The sequence below is a fragment of the Flavobacterium sp. U410 genome (assembly GCF_053570605.1).
Genome location: NZ_JBSEFI010000012.1, coordinates 102512 through 116454 on the forward strand (window position 1 = coordinate 102512; position 13943 = coordinate 116454).

The 13943-nt window shown below is 32.5% G+C and carries 16 protein-coding genes; 6 read left to right on the plus strand and 10 right to left on the minus strand.

What is annotated here, in order from left to right:
• Positions 1–3 precede the first annotated feature (3 nt).
• The gene (locus ACUSJC_RS09575) at positions 4–507 is read left to right on the plus strand and encodes a hypothetical protein (RefSeq protein WP_449269353.1); all 504 of its coding nucleotides are present in this window, start codon (positions 4–6) and stop codon (positions 505–507) included.
• A 52-nt stretch (positions 508–559) separates the two neighbouring features.
• Here ACUSJC_RS09575 and ACUSJC_RS09580 read toward each other — a convergent pair whose 3' ends face one another.
• Together ACUSJC_RS09580 and ACUSJC_RS09585 are read right to left on the minus strand one after the other, a co-directional pair.
• Positions 560–1123 (minus strand): Smr/MutS family protein, encoded by a 564-nt coding sequence (locus ACUSJC_RS09580; RefSeq protein ID WP_449269354.1) that lies wholly within the window; start codon positions 1121–1123, stop codon positions 560–562.
• Positions 1110–1292 carry a hypothetical protein gene (locus ACUSJC_RS09585; RefSeq protein ID WP_449269355.1) on the minus strand — a complete coding sequence of 61 codons (183 nt, stop codon included), beginning with the start codon at positions 1290–1292 and terminating at the stop codon, positions 1110–1112. Before ACUSJC_RS09585 ends, ACUSJC_RS09580 begins: the two co-directional genes overlap by 14 nt.
• A gap of 117 nt (positions 1293–1409) precedes the next feature.
• Between ACUSJC_RS09585 and ACUSJC_RS09590 the strand changes: the two genes are divergently transcribed.
• The 3 genes from ACUSJC_RS09590 to ACUSJC_RS09600 all read left to right on the plus strand — a co-directional run bounded on the left by ACUSJC_RS09590 (position 1410) and on the right by ACUSJC_RS09600 (position 2854).
• Positions 1410–1661, plus strand: coding sequence for a DUF2752 domain-containing protein (locus tag ACUSJC_RS09590; protein ID WP_449269369.1), 252 nt, complete (start codon positions 1410–1412; stop codon positions 1659–1661).
• Positions 1662–1682: 21 nt separating this feature from the next.
• Positions 1683–2018: a CCC motif membrane protein gene (locus ACUSJC_RS09595; protein ID WP_449269356.1), complete on the plus strand. Its 336-nt coding sequence runs from the start codon at positions 1683–1685 to the stop codon at positions 2016–2018.
• 146 nt (positions 2019–2164) lie between these two features.
• Entirely contained in the window at positions 2165–2854 is a 690-nt protein-coding gene (locus ACUSJC_RS09600; protein ID WP_449269357.1) for a hypothetical protein, read from the plus strand.
• Positions 2855–3004: 150 nt separating this feature from the next.
• On the opposite strand, the gene ACUSJC_RS09605 is transcribed toward ACUSJC_RS09600, so the two are convergent.
• The 3 genes from ACUSJC_RS09605 to ACUSJC_RS09615 form a co-directional block, all read right to left on the minus strand.
• Complete coding sequence (locus ACUSJC_RS09605) at positions 3005–4300, minus strand: glycosyltransferase family 4 protein (protein ID WP_449269358.1); 1296 nt, start codon at positions 4298–4300, stop codon at positions 3005–3007.
• A gap of 5 nt (positions 4301–4305) precedes the next feature.
• Positions 4306–6798, minus strand: coding sequence for a YfhO family protein (locus ACUSJC_RS09610; protein ID WP_449269359.1), 2493 nt, complete (start codon positions 6796–6798; stop codon positions 4306–4308).
• Positions 6799–6924: 126 nt separating this feature from the next.
• Complete coding sequence (locus ACUSJC_RS09615; protein WP_449269360.1) at positions 6925–7188, minus strand: DUF4834 family protein; 264 nt, start codon at positions 7186–7188, stop codon at positions 6925–6927.
• Between the two features lie 108 nt (positions 7189–7296).
• On the opposite strand from ACUSJC_RS09615, the gene ACUSJC_RS09620 reads away from it, so the two are divergent.
• Together ACUSJC_RS09620 and ACUSJC_RS09625 are read left to right on the plus strand one after the other, a co-directional pair.
• The gene (locus ACUSJC_RS09620; RefSeq protein WP_449269361.1) at positions 7297–8268 is read left to right on the plus strand and encodes a transporter; all 972 of its coding nucleotides are present in this window, start codon (positions 7297–7299) and stop codon (positions 8266–8268) included.
• 2 nt (positions 8269–8270) lie between these two features.
• Positions 8271–9389 carry a GTP cyclohydrolase gene (locus ACUSJC_RS09625; RefSeq protein ID WP_449269362.1) on the plus strand — a complete coding sequence of 373 codons (1119 nt, stop codon included), beginning with the start codon at positions 8271–8273 and terminating at the stop codon, positions 9387–9389.
• 56 nt (positions 9390–9445) lie between these two features.
• Here ACUSJC_RS09625 and ACUSJC_RS09630 read toward each other — a convergent pair whose 3' ends face one another.
• From ACUSJC_RS09630 to ACUSJC_RS09650, 5 genes are all read right to left on the minus strand, one after another.
• Positions 9446–10144 carry a response regulator transcription factor gene (locus ACUSJC_RS09630; protein ID WP_449269363.1) on the minus strand — a complete coding sequence of 233 codons (699 nt, stop codon included), beginning with the start codon at positions 10142–10144 and terminating at the stop codon, positions 9446–9448.
• Between the two features lie 12 nt (positions 10145–10156).
• On the minus strand, positions 10157–11740 hold the full coding sequence (locus tag ACUSJC_RS09635) for a sensor histidine kinase (RefSeq protein WP_449269364.1): 1584 nt from the start codon (positions 11738–11740) through the stop codon (positions 10157–10159).
• Between the two features lie 71 nt (positions 11741–11811).
• Positions 11812–12399 carry a dephospho-CoA kinase gene (gene coaE / locus ACUSJC_RS09640; protein ID WP_449269365.1) on the minus strand — a complete coding sequence of 196 codons (588 nt, stop codon included), beginning with the start codon at positions 12397–12399 and terminating at the stop codon, positions 11812–11814.
• 15 nt (positions 12400–12414) lie between these two features.
• Positions 12415–13407: a glycosyltransferase gene (locus ACUSJC_RS09645; RefSeq protein WP_449269366.1), complete on the minus strand. Its 993-nt coding sequence runs from the start codon at positions 13405–13407 to the stop codon at positions 12415–12417.
• 85 nt (positions 13408–13492) lie between these two features.
• A partial coding sequence (locus ACUSJC_RS09650) for a T9SS type A sorting domain-containing protein (protein ID WP_449269367.1) occupies positions 13493–13943 on the minus strand: 451 nt, incomplete at its 5' end.

The window sequence follows — 13943 nt, forward strand, 5'->3', positions numbered from 1 at the left end:
ACGATGAAAAACATATTAGGCGTTTTACTATTAGCTTTTTTTCTTCACTCATGTGATGATGGAGACATGACTTTGCAATCTTTTAATTTCGATAGCCAGTCTGTACTAAAATGCAGCGACACTAATTTACTTTACAAAATTAATGATTCAGAAGCTTTGCTTTTAAGCTTACCTGAAGGTACTTTACCAACAGAAGAAACTCCCGATGACGAACCTCTTGAATTGAGTGTAAATTCATCTCATAAAATTATCTATCGAAAATATTCTGATAATGTAACTTCTTCTTCCTTTTGCGGAGAAATTCCTCCGGCTACTCCTGTAGTTACAAATGAGTGGAATGCTAACGGAGGCTTTATCATCATTATCACTGATTATCTTTATGACAGTTCAAATGAAATAATAGGCTTGACTCATAATATTACTTTTCAAAATGTGAGTCTTGAAGGAGGAGGAGAAACCTTTAATTTTGAAACTTATATTTTCGGAAATTACGAAGAAGAGTTTTAATTTTTTTTTATTAGACCAACAAAAAAGGAAGCCTTTCGGCTTCCTTTTTTGTTTATTTCGAATTCTGTTTTATATAAACCTCAGTAGCTCCCAAACCATACTTCCGATAGTTTGCATCCTGAAAAACCACATTGTCATATCGAGCTAAAAAATGCTCAATTTCCGACTTTAAAACACCTTCACCAACACCGTGAATGAAGACCAATTTCGGAATACGATTCCTAATTGCAAACTCCAATTTATGTCGCAACGTATCCATCTGAATATTCAAAATATCAAAATTACTTAAACCTTTACTTGAAGTCACTAACTTCTCAATGTGCAGATCGACTTCTACTACATACTCCTCTTTTTTCGACTTCTTTTCTTTAGTAAAATTTCGCTTTTCAGGCTCCTTTTTATCTTCCAATACTTCATATAAACTTTTACTTGAAAATATATTATTCAAATAACTAGTATTGTTTAACTTAACCAATTCGTTGACAAAAAATGTCATCACAAAATCATCATCTGTTTTGAGCGTAATTTCTTGCTTTTCAATCTTCAAAACCACCCCTTCAATTGCCTCGTCTAAAACTGCAACTCTGTCCCCTACTTCAATGTTATTCTTGTTCATTTTCTTCTTCGTTTTTACTTGGTATTTTTTTCATTAACTGATACACACCTATCATAAAAATTGCCATACACCCTATCATCAAAAACTTGTTTGGATTTACTTTTGACTGTTCCCAAATCGCTAAAAATCCAGCTCCAAAAAACAAAATCGGATATAGTATTTTCTTCATACAAAAACTTATTTTTTTCAAATATAATAACAATAAAAGAAAGATTTTTTATATTTACTTTTAAATACTAAAAACGGATTTAAATACATCAAAATGGAAGAATACATGATTCCTTGCATGAGTAAAAAACTCTTCGGAATTGAGTGCATGGGATGTGGAACACAACGTGCACTTCTATTACTTTTTCAAGGTGACTTTGTAGCTGCTTTTAAAATGTACCCTCCTATTTATACTCTCATTTTTTTGTTTGTTTTTATCTTTTTACACCTCGTAGACAAGAGCCGAAACTACACCAAAATAGTTATTAGTTTAGCTATTTTAAACTTGATTGTTATGGTTATTTCTTATGTCTTTAAAATGTTTAACTAATCTAAAAACTCAATATTTTTTATGGAAAATCAAAAATTACCTAATGCAACCGGCGTTTTAATTTTAGGAATTGTCTCACTTTTCGGATGCTGTTGTTATGGCATTTTAGGAATAATTTTAGGTATCATTGCACTTATTTTAGCTGCTAAAGATACCCGACTTTATAACGAAAATCCTGAACTATATTCCAATTATAACAACCTTAAAGTGGGTAAAATTTTAGCCATAATAGGTCTTATAATTAGCATTATTTGGTTATTAATTATCGTTTGGATTGTCGTTAATTTCGGTTTTGAAGTACTTAAAGATGATCAATTATTACAATATAAATTGAATGAATATTTTGGACTTCAATAAAAATCAGTTGAAAAAAATCATATAAAAAGAGAGCAGATTGCTCTCTTTTTTTGTTCTTCTTTTTCCTTTAAAAAAATTTTGGCACGCAAATTGGTTATACCTAATCAAACAAAATAATTGAATGTTTAACCTTAATTTGATGTGTTATGAAAAAAATTACTTTAGTACTCGCAACCATGTTCTTATTAGGAACAGGAATTACAAAAGCATCAGCTAACGAGGTTATTGATGCTGTTGAACGCAATAGCTTTCCTCCTATCGATTACCGATATGCAGAGCCAATTGCTTTCATGGAAAGAGGTGTTGAATTTTTAGTTTTTCCAAACGGAGATTTCGATTTCAATACAGCGCCTTCTAACTATGCACAACCGAGAAATACAACTTACGGAGCTCCAAGAAGCTCTTCTGTTAGATATTATAATACCAATGGAAATCGTGGCGTACTAGTACAGCATGACAACATGGGACGTGTAAGACGTGTAGGTAACGTTTTTATCAACTATGATGCGCAAGGAAGAGTAAAACGTGTGGGATCTGTATATATGAGCTACAACAGTTTTGCTCTGAAACAAATCGGGAATTTACGCATTATTTACGATCGCAGAGGACGCATCATTAACATCGTTGGCTTTGTAAATACGTATAACCAAGGATATGCCTATGCACCGGCTAGCAGCCACTATCCTACTACGGTTTACACTTACGAAAATGACGATTATGGTTACAGTAATGATGATTTTTACTACTACAGAAAAGACGGTTCAAAAGCTAAAATGAGCACTACCGATGTAGCAGAAATCAAAAAAGAAACAGAAGAAATTAAAACAAAAAGATAATAAATAGGTTTTTGGTTGGTTAGTTTTTAAATCCTGCGGAGCACTAGCAAAGCAGGATTTTTTTATGGGCATTCCCTCCTTCGGGGTCGGGCTTTCGGTACTCGCTGCCTATCGGCGAGCTTAAACAAAACCTCAATCCCTAATGCAAAATCAAGCTAAAAAAGACGCTAGTTCCTTCGTTAAAGCCTTTCTGCTATACTGTTGTAACCCTACAGGATACACTTTTAAATCTCCTTTTTGATACTGTTCAAACAACTGCAAAATATAAGATTTCACCGCTTCTTTTTCGGTATACGTAAAAAACTTTCCGGTATTCGTTGTTTTTAAAATTTGAGCAAAATCAGCATTTTGGGGTCCTAAAGCCATAATTGGTCGGTCTGAAACCATATATTCAAACAACTTTCCCGGAATAATACATTTCGTATCTTTAGAATCAATTTCTATCAACAACAGCACTTGCGAACAACGTTGTTCTTGCAATGCTTCTTCGTGCGAAATATAACCTAAAAGATTGCAATACACTCCCAAATTCAATTTTTGTAGCGTTTCAATAACTTCCGCACTGACTGCTCCAATCAATTTCAACTGAAATTTGGCTTTAAAATCCGCATTTTCCAAAATTAATTCGCTTAATGCTTCCCATAAAACAACCGGATTTCTTTCGGATAGTAAAGACCCTATATGTGCCAAAGTAAACTGCTCGTCCATTGGCTTTGCCTTTACATTTTCCACATCATACCCATTGGTAATCACCGAAATCGGTTGGTTGGTTAACTGTTCAAACTCTTTTTTAGTCGTGGACGAAGTCACAATTACTTGATCACAACTATTCAATACTTTCTTTTCCAGAGTTTTATGTTTTTTGGCAGCCCAACTACTTAATTTCAACTCTTTATGATATCCAATAGTCGTCCACGGATCTCTAAAATCGGTTATCCAACGAATATTTAGCTCTTTTTTAAGTGCCAAACCAATTAAGTGCAAACTATGCGGCGGACCAGTAGTAATTACCGTATCGATTTGGTTTTCTGTTATATACTTTTTCAAAAACTGAACCGATGGTTTCACCCACAAAACCCTGGCATCGGGTATAAAAAGATTTCCACGAACCCAAAGCATGGCTTTTTCAGCAAAAGATTGCTTTTTTTTATGCGTTATAATCCCGGAACTGATTTTTTTAGTCTTCCTTTTTGAAAAAACTGCCGCCAAACCATAAGGCTCCACAATCGGTTGTTTTATTATAACTGCTTGTGGAGCAACTTCATTGACTAATTTTTCATCTACTAAAGGATACGTTGGATTCTCCGGAACATAGACATGCGGTTCAATACCAAAATCGGGTAAATATTTCACAAACTTCAACCAACGTTGCACGCCAGGCCCACCTGCCGGCGGCCAGTAATACGATACAATGAGTACTTTTTTAGTCGGTTGAACAGTATTCAAAATAATTACGCTTGTGTTTTTTTCTTTTTGGTTTCCATATAAATTCCACCAACAACAACCAAAATCATTGCAATAGAACTGAATAAAGCAATATTACTTCCGGTTTTAACCACTTGCGGTTCAAAAGTAAACTCAACTGTGTGTTTTCCGGCAGGAATTGACAACCCTCTCAACACATAATCTACATTATAAATAGGTGCTTGTTGACCGTCAATAGTCGCTTTCCATCCGTTTTTATAATACATTTCAGAAAAAACAGCAAAACCATTTTTGCTATTATTGGAAGTGTATTTCAAATAATTAGGTTCGTATTCCTCTAACTGAATTGTTGCTAACGAATCTTTTCCAATGGCATTAAAATTGTTTTTTTCGTTAGAAGAAGAATTGTAAACCGCTATTTTTTTGGTATCCAATTTATCCAAAGCTTGCATTTCCTCATCTGCTGAATTAACCATTTGTACTTTTTCAACAAACCACGCATTTCCATTGGCTGATGGGTTTTTAACCAAAATATCTCTACCTCGACCAGGAAAAATCAAATACTTAACATTCAATAAGTTTAATATCGAATTGTTTTTGTTTAAAGTTGATGTTTCTAAATCTACTGAATTAACTAATTCTTCAAACTTATTTTCTACTTCATAATTAAATAATTCATCCATTCTTCTTGGTCTTACAGCACTATATCCGCCTACGGAATGGTGAAAAAAAGATGTTCTACCTTGTAGTCTTCCTTGAATTTCGTAAACTCTAAAAACAGATTTATCTTTTAAAATTTCTTTATCAACTTCGGTCTCTTGAAATGGAGCTTTCATTTTATAAGCTTCTACAAACTTATCTTTAGCAACATATTTTTTGTCAATTGTAAACAAATCACCAACCATCAATACTCCAATTACAACAACTGCAATCGTAGAAGACAATTTTTCTTTAGTATAAAGCCATAAAGCAGCAGCAGTAGCTATAATTAAAAACAATCCTCTGAGCAAATCGGAAGTAAACATACTTTTACGATCTTCTTTTAAGGCATTAACAAAATTAATTCCGAAAGAATTATCGCCACTTTGTTCAAAAACCTGCATTAATTTTCCATCTATTGCTCCCGAAAAACTAAACATTCCCCTGAAAACCAATAGAAAAACTAGTAAACCACCACCTACAGCAAGTGCTTTTTTCAATCCGTTTAATTGAACTTCTTTAGGTGATTTAAAATAGGAATACATTCCCATAACCGCTAGAACAGGGAAACATAATTCTAAAACAACTTGAATTGAAGAAACCGCTCTAAACTTATCGTATAATGGAATATAATTAACAAAAAATCGAGTTAAAAAATCTAAATTTTTACCCCAAGATAAAAACAATGCTACAATTGCTCCTGCAAGAAATACATATTTAATTCTTCTTTCATCTATAAATAAAGCTAAAACAGCAAAAAAGAAAACTACAATACCTATATAAGCAGGTGCTTCTACTATGGGTTGATCTCCCCAATACGTTCTTCCATATTCTTGGGCAGTTTGTAAAGCCTCATAATGACTTGCTCCATATCCCAGTAAAAACTTATACACTTCAGAGTTTTCATCCAAAGTTTCGGCATGTCCTCCTCCATAAAGTCTTGGTGCAATTAAATTTAAACTTTCGCCAATTCCATAACTATATTCTGTAATATAATCGTATTTCATTGATGTTTTAGTTTCGTCTTTCGAACCATCAGGATTAAATGTCAACTCGCTTTTTCCTCGTATACTATAATCTGTGTACTCTGAAGTCGCCATCAAATTGGTCGCATTGGCTCCAATAGCTAAGATTCCGGCAATTGCAAAAACACCTAATATTTTTGCTAAATCTTTAAAAGCCTTTTCTTTCACTAACTGAATTCCATAAAAAATTCCAACAACTACTAATAAAATCAATAAATAATAGGTCATTTGGAAATGGTTTGCCTGAATTTCTAAGGCAGCAGCTAACATGGTAAGAATTCCTCCTAGCCAATATTTCTTTTGGAACACCAATAAAACTCCGGCTAAAACCATGGGCATATAGGCAATCGCGTGCGCTTTAGCATTATGTCCTACTCCTAAAATAATGATTAAATAGGTTGAAAATCCGAAAGCCAAAGCTCCAAAAAAAGCTTTTAACGGATCTACTTTCAACACCATTAACAAAATATAAAACCCTATGAAGTAAAGAAACAGATAATCGGCCGGGCGTGGTAAAAAACGGAGAGCACTATCTAGTTTTTTTACATAGTTATGCGGATAATTGGCTCCTAACTGGTACGTTGGCATTCCACCAAAAGCACTATTGGTCCAATACGGTTCTTGCTCTTTTTCTTTTCTAAAATCGTTTTGTTCCTTTGCCATTCCGGTGTATTGTGCAATATCGGACTGATAAATTACTTTGTCTTGCAAAACCGGATAAAAATATATCAAGGCTACCATTATAAAGCCTAAAACAGCTAAAGCATGAGGCAAATACGATTTTATATTTTTCATCTATTTATTTTAGTTTTGATTTTTCTGTTTATACTATTTATATTATAAAAGTGGTGCTAAGGTAAATAAAAAAAGGATATTGTAGCTTTCAACATCCTTTTTCGGGTAACTTGTGTGAATTAATAATTACTCAATTTCTTCGTAATCAATATACTCGCCTACTTTTTTCTTTTCTTTAGGCATTTCTTTTTGAGTTGTATCTTGATTGTTATAATTTTGATATGCTTGCTGTTGTTGTTTCATTTGCTCCTGCATTCTCTCTTGAACTTTATCAACAGCTTTTTGCATTACTATTGGTGCAAAGATTCGAGCTAGAAATCGGAACAGATAATAAAACATTATAATGTAAAACAGCGTTCTGATAAATCCGGTAAACGATGCCAATTCCATTTTTATTATTTTTTAAAATTCAAATATACTACATAAGTGTTTATTTTGCCTGAATTGTTTCTTAAAATTATGATAAAAATGCTATTTTTGGAAATAAAAAATTTCTTTATGAAACGAATTTCAGCACTTTTAAGTTTCTTTCTGTTGGGTTGCGGAATGGCTTCTGCTCAGTTTACAGATGAAATCAATTCGAATCGACCGGGGCGTTCCATGATGGCTTATTCTATTGGGAAAAAAGTTATTCAAGCCGAAGCGGGACTAATGTATAAAGCCGAAAATCATGATAAACTACAATATGATGCCAATGGTTTTATAGGCGAATTGCAACTACGCTATGGGGTTTGGAAAGAAGAACTAGAGATTGTTGGCGATATTCAGTATCAAACCGACAAATACACTTCTCCTTTTTTAGACGAAAACAGAAGCGGTTTTAGACAGTTGACTTTGGGAGCTAAATATTTGATTTACGATCCGTTCAAAAACTATGTTGAAAAGGAAAATATTTATAGCTGGAAAGCCAACCATAGAATCAAATGGAGACAATTTATTCCGGCAGTAGCAGTATATGCCGGAGCTAATTTCGCAGTAGGAGATACACCATTTAACTATGCCCCTTCCTATATTAAAGAGCCAAGTATAAGCCCTAAGATTACAGCTATTGCGCAAAATCATTTTGGTCGCCATTGGGTTTTGGTTACTAACATTACTTATGATAAATTTACATCTGATTTTAAAAGTTTGAATTATATTTTGACATTGACACGTGGTTTCAATGATAAATGGTCCGGATTTATTGAAAACCAAGGCTATAGCGGTGATTATTATTCAGACGGAATTTTTAGAATCGGTGCTGCTTATTTATTCCACAAAGACATGCAATTGGATGCTTCTATTGGTAAAAACATCAAAAGTACGCCTTCTTTATTTTATGGCGGAATTGGTTTTTCTTGGCGATTTGCTGAAAAACACGAAGATGTAAAACTTGAGGAAGATAACGGCAGTAAAATGGATAAAAAAATGAAGAAAAAAGCCGACAAAGAAAAGAAAAAACGTAAAGATGCTGTTCAGATCGAAGACTAATTATGATTACAATTAAAGAAGTAAAGACCAAAAAAGAACTTAAAGATTTCATTCTATTTTCTTTTGAATTATTTAAGGACAATCCGTATTGGGTTCCTCCATTGATCTCAGAAGAAATGGAAACTTTTGATAAAGAGAAAAATCCAAATTTAGAAAATTGTGATTTAAAGCTTTTTTTGGCTTATAAAGACAACAAAATAGTAGGTAAAATTGCTGCTATTGTCAATTGGGATGAAGTAAATACGTTACACAAAAAGAAAACTCGTTTCGGCTGGTTTGACGTTATTGATGATGTTGAAGTAACCCAAGCGTTATTAGACAAAGTTACCGAATTTGGAAAAGAGCGCGGCATGGATCATTTAGAAGGTCCGTTAGGATTCTCCAATTTGGACAAAGTAGGTGTTCTTTCGGAAGGCTTCAACGAAGTTAGCACTATGATTTCATGGTATAGTTTACCTTATTATATAGAACATTTCGAAAAATTAGGTTTAGTTATCGAAAAGGAATACCAAGAAAGTATTTTTTCAATGCTTGATGTTGATCCGGCTGGATTCATGAGGGCTAGTAAAATGATAAAAGAGCGTTATAAATTAAGAAATTTGAATTTCACCAAGTCTGAGGATATTATGCCTTATGTTGATGAAATGTTTGCTGTTTTTAATACAACTTACGAAAAATTACAATCTTACGTTACTATTACGCCGCAACAAATTGAATATGTAAAACGAAAACATATTGGGTTTATCAATCCGGAATATATTAAATTCATTATGGATGAAAATAACAATATGGTGGCTTTTACGATTGTAATGCCCGGATTTGCCGAAGCGCTCCAAAAAGCGAAAGGAAAACTATTTCCGTTCGGTTGGTGGCATTTACTGCAAGCAAAAAAACATTCGAAAGAAGCTGTTTTTTACTTAATTGGTATTTTACCGGAATATCAGAAAAAAGGCGTAACTGCTATTATTTTTGAAGAGTATTACAAGACTTTTAAAGCTAAAAATATCAACACGTGCATTAGAACTCCGGAACTGGAAGAGAATCATGCAATGCACAATCTTTGGAAGAATTTCAATCCAAGGATACACAAAAGAAGACGAACTTATAAAAAAGATATTTAAATAAAAAAGGCTATTTCATAACGAAATAGCCTTTTTTAAACACCTTAACACTAAAATTATTTTTTCACTACTAGACGGAATCCTTCTCCGTGAATGTTCAATATTTCAACATTTTCATCACGTTTTAGGTACTTTCTTAATTTAGCGATATAAACATCCATACTACGAGATGTAAAGTAATTATCATCTCTCCATATCTTTGTTAATGCTAATTCTCTTGGCATCAAATCATTTTCATGAAGCGCCAACATTTTTAATAATTCACATTCTTTTGGCGACAACTTAATTGGTTCCTCATTTTGATAAGATAAGAAACGTAATTTAGAATTTAAGTGGAATTCGCCAATCTGAAATTCGAACTTTGTATTATCCGGCTTTGTTTCAGAAGCTTTTCTTTGCATAATGGCTTTGATTTTCATCAATAGTACTTCTGAATCAAATGGTTTATTCAAATAATCGTCTGCTCCTACTTTGTATCCTTTTAAAACATCTTCTTTTAATGTTTTAGCTGTTAAAAATATGATAGGAATTTCTTGATTTTTTTCTCTGATCTCTCTAGCTAATGTATACCCGTCTTTATAAGGCATCATAACATCTAGTATACACAAATCGAAGTTATCTTTTTTAAATTTCTCAAAGCCTTCCATTCCATTTTTAGCCAGTGTAACCTCAAAATCATTAATCAGTAAGTAGTCTTTCAGTACTGCACCGAAGTTAGGATCATCTTCAACTAATAAAATTTTTCTAGCTTCCATATATTTTATATCTTAATTTATTAATGGCATTTTAATTATAAATGTACTTCCTTTTCCTTTTTCGCTTTCTACATAAATTTGTCCGTTATGGTCTTCTACAATTTGTTTTACATAAGCCAAACCTAGACCATGACCTTTTACATTATGCAGATCACCTGTATGCTCACGGTAAAACTTTTCAAAAACTCTTTTTTGAGCTGCTTTACTCATACCTGAACCTTGATCCTGAATTTTAATTAAGATGTAATCTTTTACGTTTTCTGTATAAACATCTATTATTGGTTTTTCAGGAGAATATTTTATGGCATTATCCAAAACATTAACCAAAACATTGGTAAAATGAGATTCGTTTAATAAAATAGTTGTTCTGTCTGCGTCAAAATGAGTGGTAATACCGCCTTCTCTGTCTTCTATAATCAAACCAACGTGTTCTATGGCGTTTTCTAATACTTCCATTACATCTGTAGGTTCTTTTTCTATGTCTAGTTCATTTCGTTCTAACTTCGAAATGCGCAACACATTTTCTACTTGGGCATGCATTCTTTTGTTCTCATCCTTAATCATTTGAAGATAACGCTGTACTTTTTCTTTGTCGTCAATGATTTTGGGATTTTTAATCGCATCTAAAGCTAAATTAATTGTGGCAATAGGTGTTTTAAATTCATGCGTCATGTTATTGATAAAATCGGTTTTGATTTCTGAGATCTGTTTCTGTTTTATCAATTGATTCAGCGCACTTGTATAGGTTAGAACAATAACCAAAGTAAATAACAATGATAGAAGTGTTAAACCTAATATTTTTGAGAAAACAAATTTACTTTTTTGTGGAAATGATACTAATAGCTGATAGTTTACTTTACCGTCTCCGTCTTTAAAAATCGGGATACCATACGTTTTATTTTTATCGTATTTGAAATTTTCCGAACGAACTTTAGTTGCCAAACCATTACTGTAAACTCCAAATTCAAAAGGTGTTTTAATACCATAATTATCTAATTCTGTTTTTAGAAGGTGTTGTAATTCTTCGGCATTAAGTCTGGATTGAATAGGTCTTGCTGAAACAATATCTTTCATTGCCAATTCAAAATTAGCTTTATCTAAACTTGATAATGAACCTGATTTACGAATAGTAATATCAGGAGTTCTGTTCATTTGTCGGTTATTATCATCTAAAACATTTCCGTTATAAATTTCTGTTTTTCGGTTAGAAACTATGTTCTTAACCCATAACGAATCTGCATTTTTATCAAAGAACGACCCATTAATTCCATAATTTTCAGCAACTAATGTACTGGTATAGATAATGGTTTCATTGGTTTTGGTATCTTTTTCGTAAAAAAGAATCTCTTTTAAGACATTAGTTTCAGGCTCTTTCCCGATACTGTCTTTAATTTTATTATATTCTGTGATGAATGTTTTTAACTCTCTTGAGTTCACATTTTCAGCAACATGACTGATTACTTGTTGAACTTGGTATTTGAACTGCTCATCATTTATGCTCAACGAAGTGTTTATCCAATATACCTGAACCGTAATGATTCCTATTAATGACAAACTCATTAATAGTGCTAGTAACCTAAACCTTGTCTTATTCATCAATACAAATTTAACTTTTTAACATTTCTTGTTAAAATACATTAACCAAAGATTAACAAAAAGATGCTTTTTTACGATTTTTTAATTTTTACGAAAATATTGTCAATTTTGTTAAATGTATCCTGTAAGTCAATATTATTAATTACAAAATCGCTCTTTGCAGCTTTTTCGTCATCAGACATTTGATTGTTAATTCTATCCAGAACTTGTTGTCTGGTCAAACCGTCTCTTTTAACGGTTCGCTCTACACGCACGTCAATTGGTGCTGTAACCAATATTATATAATCACAATCTTTATCTCCTCCTGTTTCAAATAAAATAGCGGCTTCTTTGACTACAAAAGGCTGGTCTTTATTTGTTTTAAGCCAGTCTAGAAAATGCTGTTTTACCTTAGGATGAATGATCTGGTTGAGTTGTTTCAATTTTTCAGGATTATTAAATACAATATTCCCCAATTCTTTTCTATCGAGAAATTCTGAAGCATCTAAAATCGTATTCCCAAAAATTTCTTTAATCTCTTGTATGGTTTCAGGTAATTCTGTTATTCTCTTGGCTTCTAAATCTGAAACATAAACAGGCACTCCTTTCCGGGCAATATATTGAGCAACTGTCGTTTTACCACTTCCAATTCCGCCTGTTAAGCCTATTATTTTGGTCATATTTATTATTTAATCTTAAAAAAACAACTCCGGATGTGATTCTTCAGGTGATTTTTTCAGAATGTTTATATTCCAAAAGGCTTTTGCAAAACCTATTCCATATCCATAAAATTGTATTATTGCTGCCACAATACTATAAGACGCTATTTTAATACTTTTAGTTACAAATAAAGCCGAAAAAAATAATAGCATAAAATAAAACACATAGATCAATAGTCCGGAATATATTTTTACTCCCAATAAAAATATTGAAATTAAAAAACCTAAAATGAATAACGTCGGAAACCAAAAAGTTGCTTTTTTATATTCAGGATACCAATGATTTAATATCGGTCTGGCTTTACCAAATTTATTAACCTGAATAAAAAATTTATTCCAGTCGATTCGTCTTTTATGGTACACATAGGCTTCAGTAATTAATTTGGTTTCATATCCTAGTTTCCACAAACGAATAGATAAATCAGGATCTTCTCCAGGATGAATGTTCCCAAATCCATTGGAATTCTGAAAAGCTTTAGCTGAAAGTCCCATATTGAAACTTCTAGGTTGAAATTTTCCTATTTTTTCACTTCCTCCTCTAATTCCACCTGTAGTTAAAAAAGAGGTCATTGAAAAATTAATGGCCTTTTGAATATCTGAAAAAGAATCCAAAGCAGCGTCGGGACCACCGAAGCAATCTACATAATGATCAGAAAGGCTTTTTTCTACTTTTCTCAAATACTCTTTCGGAATAATACAATCAGAATCTAAAATAATGAAATAGTCTCCTTTAGCTTGTTTCATTCCAAAATTACGAGAATCCCCCGGTCCTGAATTTGGTTTATAGAAATAACTGATCTGAAGTTCATTTTGATACTTACCAATAATTTCTTTACAATCTATTTTGGAACCATCTTCAACCACTACTACTTCAAAAGGCATATCATAATCTAATTTTGACAAACTATTGAGAAGTTCATCAATTTCCTCAGGACGATTATATACAGGAATAATAAATGAAAAGTACACGTTTCTTTTTTTAACAAATATACTACTTATAGCCATAAAAAAAGCCCCGCACACTGCGAGGCTTTAAAAATTATTCTTGAAAAAATTACTGTTTAATAACTTTCAATGTTTTAACAGTATCTCCTACTTGTACATTTACAATATAAGTTCCTGCTGCTAAATTTGTCATATTAACTTGAGTTGAAGTTGCATTAGCTTTTTGAACCAAAACTTCTTGACCTAATAAGTTAATTACTCTTATTTCTGTAATATCTGAAGAATATTCTAAATTTAAAATATCTTTTACCGGATTAGGATAAGCTTTGAAGCTATCAACAATTCCGAAATCAGAATTACTTAATGCAGGATCTGTTCCGACACAAATATTAAAATTTGTTTGCGCCGTACTTGTTCCTGATGCCCAACCGTAAACAGATACATAATACGTATCTCCTATTGTTAATCCTGATACTGTAAAACTGTTAGGATCACTATCTGCCACTAAAGCAAATGAAGAACATGAACCGCTAAATACTGCCATTCCCATATCTACAGAC